The sequence below is a fragment of the Protofrankia symbiont of Coriaria myrtifolia genome (assembly GCF_900634755.1).
In the GTDB taxonomy this organism is placed as follows: domain Bacteria; phylum Actinomycetota; class Actinomycetes; order Frankiales; family Frankiaceae; genus Protofrankia; species Protofrankia coriariae.
Window position 1 is genome coordinate 1 of the sequence record NZ_CAAAFS010000248.1, and the last position, 12966, is coordinate 12966.

Consider the following 12966-nt stretch of genomic DNA (forward strand, 5'->3'; position numbering starts at 1 on the left):
GCTGATGTCACGGTCGGTCATCGCCAGCAGCCGGTCGTTCGGGATGACGATGAGGGTGTCGACCTCGTTGCGCAACGCGTCGATCCCGGCTTCGGCCTGGGTGGCGCGGCGACGTCCCTCGAAGGTGAATGGACGGGTGACGACACCGATCGTCAGGGCGCCCAGGGACCGGGCGACGTTGGCCACCACCGGCGCGCCGCCGGTGCCCGTGCCACCGCCCTCCCCGGCTGTGACGAACACCATGTCGGCGCCCTTGAGGACTTCCTCGATCTCTTCCCGGTGGTCCTCGGCCGCCTGCCGGCCGACCTCCGGATCCGCGCCGGCGCCGAGGCCGCGGGTGAGTTCACGGCCGACGTCGAGCTTGACGTCGGCGTCGCTCATGAGCAGAGCCTGGGCGTCGGTGTTGATCGCGATGAACTCGACGCCCTTGAGACCGACCTCGATCATGCGGTTGACGGCGTTCACACCGCCACCGCCGATCCCGACGACCTTTATCACCGCCAGGTAGTTCTGTGGAGCTGCCATGCGGTGTCGGTCCTCCAGCGGCATCGATGGGCGGACGGGGGGGCGTGCCCCAGCCGGCCGGTGCGGCAGGGAAGGCTGCACCGAGCGGATGGAACGGGTGACGATCGGCGAGCTTCAACCTTCACCGTCAGCTAGACAGTTAATGTTATGTCAACTTCCGACCGTGGACCGGACAGTAGGGAGGACCAACCCGGGGGTCAAGGACGCACTCGGCGCGTCACGTCACACCTTTCCCGTCCGTTCGGTCACATCATCCGCCACACCCGGGATGAGCGCTCCGGCCGGCCCGGCCCGGGATCGTCCGAATCCCCCGGAATCGGGACCGGCCCGGCCACGGCCCCCACGGCCCCCGCGGGCCGCTTCACCGGCCGCACGTCGAGGCGTTCGGCCGGCCTGCCGGGAGGATGACGACTGACAGCATCCGTCCGATCACCCGAAGGAAGTGAGTCACGATCGCCCGTCGACCGTGAGCAAACCGCGACGTCCGGCAATCCCCCGCGACGCTTCCGGACATGGGCGACCCGTTGTCGCGTGCACGACCCTGGCAGGTGTTTTGATATCCCTGTGCGGGCTTCCCCACCGGGTTTCACCCGTGAGTATCCAGTGGACCAAAGCCATCATGATCATGACTTCTCCGTCTCGTCGGAGAGCCCGGGGAACCGAGGGGTGCGATGTGGCCGTCACCAACACCTCCGGGGCTGCCGACCAGCCGGGCGGTACGGACGAGGCCGCCGTGGAACCTGGACCGCGGATACGCCTGGTCACCCCCGGCTCCCTCGTCGACCAGAACATGCTGACCGATCCGCTGTCGGGCGAACCGTCCGCCACGGGCACGGTGACGCTGCTGTTCACCGACATCGAGGGCTCGACCCGGCTGGTACGCCGGCACGGGGAACGCTACGGCGACATCCTGGCCGCCTGCCAGCGCCTGCAACGGCAGGCCTTCGCCGCCAACAACGGCCGGGAGATCGACACCCAGGGCGATTCGTTCTTCGTCGCGTTCCGTACCTCCAAGGATGCCGTGGCGGCGGCGGTCGCCGCCCAGCGCGCGCTGGCGGCGCACCAGTGGCCGGCCGGCGCCCGGGTCCGCGTCCGGATGGGCCTCCACACCACCGAGCCGACCGCGTGGACCGGCCGGTTCGTCGGGCTCGGGGTACACCGGGCGGCCCGGCTGTGCGCCGCCGGGCACGGCGGGCAGATCCTGCTGTCGGAGATCACCCACTCGCTCGTCGAGGACGCCCTGCCCGACGGCCTCGACATGCGCTACCTCGGCGAGCACTGGCTGAAGGACTTCGACCAGACCCAGCGGATCTGGCAGCTGGCCGTACCCGGCCTGCAGAACACCTTCCCGCCGCTGCGAGCCCCCGACGCGTCCGCCTCGGCCGGGATGTGCGACGAGACGGCCGCCGGCACTGACGCCGATGACGACGCCGACAGCGACAGCGACAGCGACAGCGAGCATTCCGCCGGCTCCCACCTCGGCTGGCTGGCCAGCATGGCGGACGCCGCCTTCGTCGGCCGGGTGACCGAGCTGCGGGCCCTGCGGGAAAGCTGGGAGCGGGCCCGCTCCGGGCACCGGGTACTCGCCCTGGTCAGCGGGGAGCCCGGCATCGGGAAGACCACGCTGGCCGCCCGGATCGCCCGGATCGCGCTCGACGACGGCGGACTGGTGCTCTACGGCCGCTGGGACGAGGACGTCCTCGCTCCCTACCAGGCCTACCGGGAGGCGTTGAGCGAATACTCCCGCACCTGCCCGCGGTCCGTGCTGCGCGCCGAGTTCAGCGAGCACGCCGACGAGATCTCCCGGCTGTTCCCCGAGGTCGCCAAGCGCATCGGCGTCGTCGGCACCCCGCTGCCGGGCAACGCCGAGGCCGAACGGTTCCGCCTGTTCGAGGCCATCGACGGCTGGCTGGGCACGATGGCCGCCCGTCGCCCCGTGCTGACCGTCCTCGACGACCTGCAGTGGGCGGACCGCTCCTCCCTGCTGCTGTTACAGCACATCACGCGGGCGCTGCGGGCCACCCCGCTGCTCGTGGTGGCCACCTACCGCAGCACCGACCACGGGGAGCTCAGCGACTTCCTGCCCCGGCTGGTCCGGGACGTCGGCTGCCGGCGGATCACCGTCGACGGCCTCGACGACGACGAGACCGTGGCACTGCTCGGGCGGATCACCGGCGGCGGGCTGTCCGGGCCCGACCTCGCGCTGGCCCGCGAACTGCGGGCGGACACCGCGGGCAACCCGTTCTTCCTCACGGAGATGATGCGCCACCTGGTGGACATGGGGACGTTGTTCCCCGCTCCTCTCCCGGCATCCGGCCGGGCCCCGTCAGCGGACCCGGCGGTGCCGGCGGGCCTGCCAGCACCGCCGAACCCGCTGCCGGCCCCGCTGACCCCCACGGGGCCCCTTCAGCCGGACCGGCCGCTGCCGGCACACCTGGCGGACCTGTCGGGGCCGCCGGCCCCGTCCCAGGTCGAGATCCCCGAGACCGTGCGGGATCTGGTGCGCTGGCGGCTGAGCCGGCTGTCCCGGGAGTGCGCCGCCGCGCTGGACGTCGCCTCCGTGATCGGCCACGAGTTCGACGTGGACATCCTCAGCACCGCGACCAGGATCGACGAGATGCGCCTGCTCGACCTCCTCGACGAGGCGCAGCAGGCCGGTCTGGTGCACGAGGACCACGACCAGGCCGCCCGGTACGTCTTCTCGCACTCGGTCGTCCGCCGCTTCCTGCGGGACAACCTGGGCCTCACCCGGGCCGCCCGGCTGCACCGCCGGATCGGGGACGCCTTCCAGGACCGCCAGGCCAGCGCCCACGCCGAGCTCGCCCACCACTACTGGGCGTCCGCGGACCCGGCCGTCGCCGACCGGGCCGTCCACTACGCGCGGCTCGCCGGCGACCGGGCCCTGGCGGAGGCCGCCTTCGACGGCGCGGTGCTGCACTACCGCCGCGCGCTGGACGTGCTGGACCGCAACGGCGGCGGGCTGCGCGCCGAACTGCTGCTCGCCCTGGGCGACGCCCACGGGCGGGCCGGGGAGTACCCGGCCCGGGACGCCCGTTTCCTCGAGGCGGCCGCCGCCGCCCGTAGCAGTGACTCCACCGACCTGTTCACCCGCGCCGCCTTCGGCTACGGCGGCGTGCTGCCCCCGGCGGTCAGCCCCGACCCACAGGGCCGGGCACTGCTGGAGGAGGCGCTGCAGCGTCTGGGCACCGCCGACAGTCCGGCGCGGGCCAGGGCCCTGGGCCGGCTCGCCCACTGGATACACCACGAGCGCCCGTACGCCGAACGGGTCGCCCTCTGCCGGGAGGCGATCGCCATGGCCCGGCGGGTGCGGGACCTCGCCACCCTGGCCACCGTGCTGCGCCACCGCTGCTGGGCGCTGGACGGCCCCCGCGACGTCGACGAGCAGCTTGTCGACGCCGCCGAGATCCTGCGGCTGGGCGAGGAACTCGGCAACCACGAGCTGCTCCTGGACGGACTGCGGATCAAGATGTCCGCACGGTTCCGGCGAGGGGAGTTCGAGCTGGCCGCCGACACCGCCGCCACTCTCACCGACCTCGCCCGCGAACTGCGCCATCCCGAGTTCCTGCGGATCGCGACCATGTGGAACGTGGTCGTCGCCACCATCGAGGGACGCTACGGGCACGCCCAACGGCTGGCCGGTGAGCTGCAGGCCCACCTGCGCCAGCTCGGCCACTCGCAGATCGACCTGATCCCCATCGGCCAGGCGCTCCCGATGCTGTGGCTGCAGGGACGCCTCGCCGACACCCGCTCGCTCATCGACGACATCGCCACCCTCCAGTCACACATCCAGATCTGGCCGGCGATGCGAGCCTGGCTGGGCGCGGAGTCCGGCGCCGACGACCAGGTCCGTCAACTACTGGGCCGGCTCTCCCCGGACGCGCCGGCCAGACTGGACGAGAACTACTCGTGGTGGGCCACCATCGTCGCGTTCATCCAGGCCGCGACCGCGGTCGGGGAGCAGGAGTGGGCGGGCCGGCTCTACGACCTCGTCCTCCCCTTCGCCCGGCACAACGCCACCCTGGGTCTGGCGGGTTTCCTCGGTGCGGTCACCCACCACCTCGGGGTGCTCGCCGGGACACTCGGCCGCTGGGACGCCGCCTGCGCACACTTCGAGGCGGCTCTGGAGCGGCACCAGACGATGGGCTCCGTGCCGTTCGTCGCGCTCACCCAGACGGAGTACGCGCTCGTGCTGACCGCCCGGGGCTGCGACGGCGACCGGGAACGCGCCGAGGGCCTGCGCGCGGCCGCGCTGCGGACCGCCGCCGAGCTCGACCTGAAAGCGATACGCACCCGCGCCGCCCGGCAGATACCGCCAGGAGCCTGACCCGGTCACCGCCGCGACGGGCCCGGTCACCGTGACAGCTCGACCTCGGCGGGGGCCGTCAAAACCTCGGCGGATGCTTCCAGGTGCTGGAGGATGAGCGGGTAGACGTCCCGGTCGGCGTTCTGGCCGATGACCGCGTCCAGGTGCGCGTAACCGGGCAGGATGCTGCGGCTGTAAAGCTCCGGGCCGTTGGCGTCGCGCAGCCAGCGCAGGGTCCGCGCGCTCCCCTCCGGCAGGAAGATGTAGTTCTCCGTCCCCTGCAGGAGGTGGATGGGCAGCCGCAGGAACCGCGGATCACGGGTGTAGACGTCGCCGCCCGCGGCGTCGACGGCCCGGCCCGCCCGCATCATCGACGCCAGGTGCCGCAGCGAGGCGATGTTGCCGACGCCGAACATGCCGTGCAGCGCCTCGTGGGTGGCCTGGTTGAGCTGGGCGTGCCGGTGGGTGCAGCCGAAGATGGCGTTGATCCAGCGGCACAGCGCCTGGCCGCACCGCTCCGACGGGGCCATCGGCAGCGCGCGTAACGCCAGGTCGACGGCGGCGTTCGGCAGGGTGAACCGGCGGGCCGGCCGGACCAGCCTGAGACCGGCGGCGGTGAGCAGCTCACTGACACGTAGGGCGATCTTGAGCCTGTTCAGCCGTGACGTGACCAGATGCAGCGGAAACTGGGCGCAGACCACCGAGCGGACGTCGGGCAGCTTGCCGGCCGCCAGCGCCATCAGCAGCGACCCGGAGCCCACACAGTGCCCGTACGCCTGGACGTCGGCTGCCCCGGTCACCCGCCGGACCTCCGCGACCGCGGTCGGCCAGTCCTCGGTGGCGATGGCGTCGATGGTGAACTGGGTGGTCGAGGACGGCAGGTCGATGGACGCACGGTAGTCGAACAGCCAGACGTCGTAGCCGTGCTCGACCAGGAACTCGGTCAGGTTCGTGCGGATCGCGTCGGTGACGAAGGCTCCGGTGGACATGGCGAACCCGGCGGCGAGCAGCACCGGCCCCTTCTCCCCGCCCCGGTAGCGGATCAGGCGCAGCCAGCCGTCGGCGCCCACCTCGGCGCCCTCGTGCCAGCGACCGCCCTCGCCGCACCAGCGAACCTCGGGCTCCGGCAGGCGCAGCGCCCGCCGCCTGGGGCCGGCCGGCCGGTGGGCCGTGGCGGCGGGGAAGCGCCGGGCCTCGTCCAGCGGGCCGCCGTAGATCCGCCGCAGGTGCCTGGCGAGCAGCTTCAGGGCGGCCAGCTCGTACTCCCGGCGGCGGCCGGCGTCGGTGACACCGCGCACCTCGATCGCCCACGGCGCCCGGACCCGCCGGGCCAGGCGAAGCGCCCGCAGCGGGCCGCGCCACGCGGACCTGGCACGGCCCGCCCCGAGTGTCCGCCCGTCGTCCGTGCGCAGCGTCAGGTTGAGGGTGGTCGTGTCGGACCACGCGTCGAGCCCCGGATGATCGTGCAGTACCTTGAAGCCCTCGAGGATGTAGCGTCCACCGTCGTCGGCGACGAGCAGCAGACGGTACCGCGCGTGCCAGGTCTCGACCCGATCGGGGTCGGGTTCGCTGAGGACGCACTCGCCGTCCTCGATCGTCAGCGCCGTGCTCGACAGGATCGGCACCCGCACGCTTCCCGACGGGCGGCCCGGCGTGCTCTGGTCACGCAGCAGCGCATCGGCGTCGTCGAAGTCGACCGTGAGATCGATGCGGACCGACGTCCGCGCGGAGTGACCCCGGGCGAATCCGGCCTGGAAGTCGTCGGTCACCCTGGTCGAGAAATAACCTCTCAACCGCTCACGGAAACGCAGTGCCGCCAGGTCACGGGACGGAAATGAGGCAACATCCGGCTCAGAAGATGGGATCTCCGGTCTGGAGACAATGCTCATCGCTCCCCCGTCGCTGTATGCCCGGCGTCGATGTCGCCGACCGGTGACGGGCTGGTCGGTCGCCATACCGCCGGCGGGCCACCATGCTTCGCAGAGCACATTCCCACGACCAATTGAGCTACGTCACTATCGGTTGCCTGACAGCCCCCGCCCCACCTCTTCTGAGGTTTCCGCGGATCGGCGGCGGCGCTCCGGGCGTCCCATCAGAGGTCGATCATCTGGGCCAGGACAGTGCGCACCTCGGCGACCTGTTCGGCGTCCAGCCGGTGGAGCGGGCCGCGGCCGGTCAGCCGGCCGGCCGAGACCGTCCGGACCTGCTCGGTTATCACCCAGCCGGCACGCTTGCCGGGGACGTCGATCCGGACCCGGTGAATCCAGCCGGGCCGCTCCCGCGTGGTCAACGGCAGGACGCTGACGAGCGCGCCGCCGGTCAACGCCAGGTGAAAACGCGAGGACACCACCAGGGCCGGACGCCGACCGGCCTGCTCACGCCCCTCGGTGGGATCGAAGTCGAGCCACCACACCTCCCAGGGCGCGACGCCCACCCTCACACGCTCTCGTCCCACACCTCGTCGGCATCCCACGCCTCGTCGGCGACCGGGGCGTCCACCGCGCTCCACGCCCGTCCCTCGGCCAGATACTCGGCCCAGCCTCCCGGATCCTGCGCGCGGAAACGGTCCATCGCGGCGACGGCCTTGCGCTGCCAGTGTTCGTCCAGCAGCCGACGCACGGTCTCGTCGGCGCTGGCGCCGCCGAAGTCCTCGGCGGCGACCCGAAGCACCCGCTCCCTGGTCTCGGGACTCACCCGCATCATGGTCGTCACATCATCAAGTTTACGCCACCGTAAACCCGACGGTAGCCCACAGGGGAGCACTGTCCGGTCGTGAAACGCGACGCTGACACGCGCCAGCGGGGTTGCACCACGTCGCCGTCCCGGCCAACCGGGATACGACCGGCCTCGGGACTCGGCGGTTGGGCCCCGCATCAGAGGCGCACCGCGCCGCTCCGGCCCAGTTCACCGATTTGCCGATCGTGTCGTCTTTTCAGATGCCACGCTGGACACGACGGCCAAGCCAGGCGGTCGGCCGGCATGCTGGGCCGCGCCAGCGGCCGGCTTCCCGGCCGCTGGCGTTCGTAAAGACCAGCCGAGTACATTTGCCAACAATTCCGGCTGATTTCGCGAAAGGCGTGATGGAGGCATCGGCAGTGATGTCGCCTGATGGTGGTGTGGAACGCGCACGGGAGCGAAGCAGGAGATGATCCTCAGACTGAGTGTGCACGACCCCGACGCGGGTACCCGGCGCGACGTCGAGATATCGGCCGCTCCCGAGACCGAGGTCGGCTCCGTGCTCGACGCGCTGCCGCTGCCGGTCGGCGGCCGCCGCTGCTTCGTCGGCGACCAGCCGCTCGACCGCGCCGGGAGCGTTGCCGAAAGCCCCCTGGTGCACGGCGCGACGATCGGTATCGGTGCTCCGGGCCCTTGTCCGCGCGCCGTCCAACCTGGTGTCGCCGGTGCTCTACGGGTGTGGGACGGTCACGACGCGGGCCTGATCGTGTGGCTCGCGCCAGGCCGCCACCTGCTGGGACGGGATCCGCAGACCCAGGTCGCGCTCGGCTGTGACGAGGTCTCCCGTCAGCACGCGGCACTCACGGTGTCCTCGGACGCCACGGTCACCGTCGAGGACCTCGGCTCGAGCAACGGCACCCTGATCGACGGCGCGCTCGTGACCGGCCCGGCTCCCCTCCCGGCCGGCGCCGTCCTCGAGACCGGTACCGACCGTATGGAGTGGGTGCCGCTGCCGCGGACCCCGCTGCGGACCAGCCGCGGTCAGGACGGCCGTCTCGACTTCGACCGGGCCTTCGCGCCGACACCCGCCGTCAGCCGCACCGAGCTGACGCTGCCGTCGGCCCCGTCCCGTCACGCCGCATCCCGGGGCGCCCTGTGGATCCCCGCCCTGTTACCCCTCGTCGCCGGCGCGGTCCTCTTCGCGGTCCTGCGTAACCCTCTCGTCCTGCTGATGTGCCTGCTCGGTCCCGTCAGCATTCTCGGCGCCCAACTGGTGGCCCGCGGGCAACGAGCAGCCGACAACCGGCGCTTCGAGGCTGAGAAGGCGGCCGCGCTGGACAGGATCACCGCTCTCGTGGCGGCCGAGGAGAAGATCCGCCGCGCGCGGGCGCCCGACCGGCTCGACCTCACGCTCGCCGCGACCGGAGCCGACCGCCGGGTGTGGCCACGCAACGCGGACTCCCCCGACGGCCTGCGGCTGCGGGTGGGCATCGCGGACGAACCCGCGTCGATCGACCTGCGCGGCCAACGGTGGACCGGTTTCGAGGAGCCCACCCTGCACGGCGTGCCGCTGACCGTCGATCTGCGAACCGTGGGTGTCCTCGGTGTCACCGGAGCGTCCGGGCCGGCCGATGACCTGGCCCGCTGGCTGCTTGTCCAGCTCGGCGTGCTCCGCAGCCCCGACGACCTCCGGATCGTCCTGATCACGTCCGGCAGTCGTGACCACCTGGCGTGGGCCACCTGGCTGCCGCACGTCGCCGCCGACAGCGCGGGCCCCGTGCCCTGCTGGGTCGGCAACACCGAACAGACCCGGAGCAGCCGCATCGCCGAGCTCCGAGATCTGATCACCATCCGGTCCGCCGAACGCCGGGGCGCCGGCACCGTCCGTTTCGCCGAGGACGTCGTCGTCCTGCTCGACGGCGCGCTCGCGCTGCGCAACCTGCCGGGTATGAAGGCGATCCTGCGGGACGGCCCGGAAGCCGGCGTGTACGTGATCGCCGTCGACCGGCACGGGATGAACGAGTGCCGCGCCGAGTGCCAGGTCGACGACACCGGTGCCGTCCAGCTCACCCACAATCGCGGCGAGCGGGTCAGCGTCGGCCGCGCCGAGGGCACCAGCCCGGACGACGCCGAACGGCTCGCCCGCGCCGTCGCGCCGCTTCGTGACCGGCTGTCACTGGGCAGCGCCGAATCGGCCATCCCCTACCCGGTGCGTTTCCTCGACCTCGTCGGCGTGGGTGTGGCGTCCGCGGACGACGTGCTCGCCCTGTGGGCGAACCAGCCAGGGCCGACCACACAGGTGCCGCTCGGCGCGGACGCGGACGGGCCGGTCACCGTCGACCTCGCCGGACAGGGACCGCACACGATGCTCGGCGGTGCCACCGGCGCGGGCAAGAGCATCCTGCTGCAGACACTCGTCACCTCCCTGCTGCTGGCCAACGCCCCCGACGAGCTGAACCTCGTCCTCGTCGACTTCAAGGGCGGCAGCGCGTTCCTGCCGTTCGAACGCTGCCCGCACGTCGTCGGGCTCATCCGCTCCACCGGTGAGACCTCCGCGGACGTCTTCGACGAGGCCGCCGCCGAGCGGGTGCTCGCCTCGGTGCGCGCGGAGGTGCGCCGCCGGGAGTCCCTGCTCGCCCGGTACGGCGGGGAGATCGACGAATACTGGGCCGCCCGGCGTTCCGCACCCGGGCTGCCCGCTCTGCCCCGCCTCGTGATGATCTTCGACGAGTTCGCGCGGGTGCTGGAGACGTCCCCGGACTTCCTGCGGGCGCTGGTCAACGTCGCGGCCAAGGGCAGGTCGCTCGGCATGCACCTGGTGCTGGCCACCCAGTCGCTGCAGGGCAAGCTGTCGGCCGAGCTGAAGAACAACATCGACCTGCGGATCACGCTCCGGCAGAACGAGCCGGCCGACAGCGTCGAGGTCCTGGGCGTATCGGACGCCGCGACCATCCCGGGCCGGCTGCGGGGCCGTGGCATGATCCTGTGCACGAAGGACGAGACCCGGACCCCGCGGGTGTTCCAGTCCGGCTACCTGGGTGACCCGCCGCCCGCCGGTGGCGCCCCGCCCGCCCGGATCCGGATCGTGGGCTGGACCGCGCTCGGCACCGCCCGCCCCGAGGAACAGGCCGACCACGGCGGCGCGACCACCGACCAGACGCTGACCGTCCGCGCGGTCGAGGCCGCCGCGCACCGGCTGGGCCGCCCGGCGCCGTTCCGGCCGCTGCTGCCGCCGCTGCCCGCGGACCTGACCCTGGACGATCTTGCGACGGCCTGGGGCGACGACGAACCGGCCGCGACGGCCGTCCCGTACGGTCTGATCGACTCCCCCGACGCCCAGGCCCAGCCACCGGCCGTGCTCGATCTGGCCGGCAGCGACCGGCTGCTGGCCGCCGGCGGGCCGCAGCAGGGCCGCACGACGCTGGCCCGCACGCTGATCACCAGCCTGGCGTCCCGCCTGCGGCCGGACGAGGCTCAGGTGTACGTCATCGAGCACCAGCCGGCGGGGCTGGCCACCTACGCCGGGCTGCCGCACTGCGGCGCGGTGATCGCCGGCGGTGAGCCCGACCGCATCCGCCGGTTCGTCACCTGGCTACGTGACGAGGTCACCCGCCGCCAGATCGGACGGTCGGGCGGCGCTGTGACGACCGCCGGGCGGCGGGATCCGTGGATCGTCGTCATCGTCGACGGCTGGGAGCGGTTCGAAAACCGCGGCGACCCCACCTTCCTGGAGACGTCGCTGCTGACCACGCTGCGCGAGACGATCGTCGCCGGGCCGCCGCTGGGCGTGCATGTCGTACCGCTCGGTGGCCAGGAACTGCTCACCAGCAAGGTGGCGGCCCTGTTCACCCGGCGCCTGCTCCTGCCGTTCGGCAAGGAGGAGCTGCGCCGGGCGCACCTGCCGTCGGGGGTGGCCAGCCCGCCGGCCGTACCCGGCCGGGCCGCGGACGCCGCGAGCGGCGCCCAGATCCAGATCTGCCGCCCGTCCGTCGACGCCGACACCTTCATCGACCAGGTGACCACCCGGCTGTCCGCGGCGGGCCTGGCCACGGCCGCCGTGACCGGGCCGGTCACGGCGCGGCCGGCCATACCGGGGACGGCCGCGGCGGGACCGCTCGCAGCGAGGCCACCTGTCGTCGGCCCGCCCATGACAACCGACCAGCACACGGCGGCCGGGCTGCCACGCCCGTTCCCCCCGCTGCCGGCCCACGTCACCGTCGACGCGCTCCGGCTGCCCGACCCGGCTCCGTCGGGCACCTGGCTGCCGCTCGGCGTGGGCGGCCCGGACGTGGACGTCGTGGGCCTGGACCTCTTCGACGCCGGGCCGCACCTGCTGCTCGTCTCCGGCCCGGCCGGCTCCGGACGGACGACCGCGGCGGCGGTCGTCACCCGCGGGCTGCGGCGGGCCGGTGTCGGCGTCCTGGCCATCGCCCCGCCCCGCTCACCGCTGCCCAGCCTCATCGGGGACGACGGCGGTGTCCGGGTCGTCACCGGGACCGTCCTCAAAGACACCGACCTGCGGGCCGCCGCCGAGGCGTTCGGTGATGGGCGATACGCGGTGGTCGTCGACGACTGCGATCAGATCACGCTGGTGCCGACGCAGGTCAACTTCGCCGACGGCCCCACCCTGCTGCAGGACATCGCCAGCCCCGGCGCGCTCGGCCGGCACGCGCTCGTGCTCTGCGGTGACGCCGCGCCGATCCTCACCGGCCAGCGCCGATCCCTCGCCCGCGTCGTCAGCGAAATCATGACCAGCGGCGCCCGGCTGCTGCTCACCCCCACCTCGCCCGTGGTGGCGCGTGAACACGGCTTCAAACTGGAACCCGACCAGTTCTTCGCCACCCCACCCGGCCGCGGCCACCTCGCCACCGCCCGCACCACCATCCTGATCCACCTCGCCCGCCAGCCGTCCGTCACGGAATGAACCGCCCCGGTCCGACGGAGACGACGGCTGCTCCGGTCCTCGGGGACGCGGCTGCCTACGCGGGGTGCCCGTTTCGCGGGAGAGATCTCCACGCTGTCAGAAGATCTTCTGTGCCGATGGAATGGGCGGGAACACCGGCGACAGTACCCGTCCGGCTGATGGCGAGAAGTTCGGTCGACGTGTCAAAGCCCGGTACCGCGGTGACATCACGCACCAGCGCGGCATAGTCGTGCTGGTCGAACGGCTGCGTCGACTGCCATTTGATACTGCCGGCAAAGATTATCCGGTTCGCAGCCCCCTCCCGGTCAGCGCCGACCACGTCGATCTCGGGGTTGTTCTGCCGGTTCCACCAGCCACCGACGGCCTCCACCTCGGGCCAGCCGAGTTCCGGCGCCATACGCAGCAGAGCCTCCCGAATCAGCGGTTCCACCGCCCGGCCACGCCAGGCATACCAAGATCGCTTAACCTGCCGCAGCAGCAGATCCCCTCGCCCCCGTTCCACGAGCGGCAGGCCGGC

The 12966-nt window shown here is 72.4% G+C and carries 7 protein-coding genes; 2 read left to right on the top strand and 5 right to left on the bottom strand.

Going from position 1 to position 12966, the window contains the following annotated elements; all coding sequences use genetic code 11:
- On the bottom strand, positions 1–525 hold a 525-nt coding region (locus tag CM1CMNOD_RS14170; protein WP_278045209.1), incomplete at its 3' end, for a cell division protein FtsZ.
- A gap of 673 nt (positions 526–1198) precedes the next feature.
- Here CM1CMNOD_RS14170 and CM1CMNOD_RS14175 point away from each other — a divergent pair.
- Entirely contained in the window at positions 1199–4870 is a 3672-nt protein-coding gene (locus CM1CMNOD_RS14175) for an AAA family ATPase (protein ID WP_013874287.1), read from the top strand.
- Positions 4871–4896: 26 nt separating this feature from the next.
- On the opposite strand, the gene CM1CMNOD_RS14180 is transcribed toward CM1CMNOD_RS14175, so the two are convergent.
- The 3 genes from CM1CMNOD_RS14180 to CM1CMNOD_RS14190 all read right to left on the bottom strand — a co-directional run bounded on the left by CM1CMNOD_RS14180 (position 4897) and on the right by CM1CMNOD_RS14190 (position 7552).
- Entirely contained in the window at positions 4897–6642 is a 1746-nt protein-coding gene (locus tag CM1CMNOD_RS14180; protein ID WP_131774024.1) for a hypothetical protein, read from the bottom strand.
- Positions 6643–6941: 299 nt separating this feature from the next.
- Positions 6942–7289: a type II toxin-antitoxin system PemK/MazF family toxin gene (locus CM1CMNOD_RS14185; protein ID WP_206437657.1), complete on the bottom strand. Its 348-nt coding sequence runs from the start codon at positions 7287–7289 to the stop codon at positions 6942–6944.
- Positions 7286–7552 carry a hypothetical protein gene (locus CM1CMNOD_RS14190; RefSeq protein WP_013874290.1) on the bottom strand — a complete coding sequence of 89 codons (267 nt, stop codon included), beginning with the start codon at positions 7550–7552 and terminating at the stop codon, positions 7286–7288. Before CM1CMNOD_RS14190 ends, CM1CMNOD_RS14185 begins: the two co-directional genes overlap by 4 nt.
- Positions 7553–7994: 442 nt before the next feature.
- Between CM1CMNOD_RS14190 and CM1CMNOD_RS14195 the strand changes: the two genes are divergently transcribed.
- Positions 7995–12449, top strand: a complete 4455-nt coding sequence (locus CM1CMNOD_RS14195) for an FtsK/SpoIIIE domain-containing protein (protein ID WP_013874291.1) — start codon at positions 7995–7997, stop codon at positions 12447–12449.
- A gap of 55 nt (positions 12450–12504) precedes the next feature.
- Here the strand turns inward: CM1CMNOD_RS14195 and CM1CMNOD_RS14200 are convergent.
- Positions 12505–12966 (bottom strand): DUF234 domain-containing protein (locus CM1CMNOD_RS14200; RefSeq protein WP_165490477.1); only part of this gene is annotated, 462 nt, incomplete at its 5' end.

Excerpts from the sequence above, each read along its gene's own strand:
- CM1CMNOD_RS14190 (WP_013874290.1), bottom strand. The coding sequence starts at position 7,552 with ATGATGCGGGTGAGTCCCGAGACCAGGGAGCGGGTGCTTCGGGTCGCC.
- CM1CMNOD_RS14195 (WP_013874291.1), top strand. The coding sequence starts at position 7,995 with ATGATCCTCAGACTGAGTGTGCACGACCCCGACGCGGGTACCCGGCGC.